The organism is Brachyspira catarrhinii (assembly GCF_005518285.1).
Taxonomy (GTDB): domain Bacteria; phylum Spirochaetota; class Brachyspiria; order Brachyspirales; family Brachyspiraceae; genus Brachyspira; species Brachyspira catarrhinii.
Window position 1 is genome coordinate 1 of sequence record NZ_SJDU01000969.1, and the last position, 215, is coordinate 215.

Annotated in this window: 1 pseudogene; it reads right to left on the reverse strand. The window is 37.2% G+C overall.

Going from position 1 to position 215, the window contains the following annotated elements:
• A pseudogene (locus tag EZH24_RS13900) lies at positions 1 to 214 on the reverse strand (ABC transporter substrate-binding protein); the annotation flags it as partial.
• Between the last annotated feature and the right edge of the window lies 1 nt (position 215).

The window sequence follows — 215 nt, forward strand, 5'->3', positions numbered from 1 at the left end:
TATCTTTTTCGGATTCTACTCTTTTAATGAGTTCGCCCGTTCCAGCGGCTATAACATCGACATTTACGCCGGGATTTTTAACCTTAAAATCTTCAACCAACGGATTAATAAGTTCTAAAGGATGCGGACAATAAATTACGAGCGAGTTTCCCGTATCCTGTTCTTGAGTGGAACAACCGCATAAACCTAATGCAAATAAAATACTTATGATTATT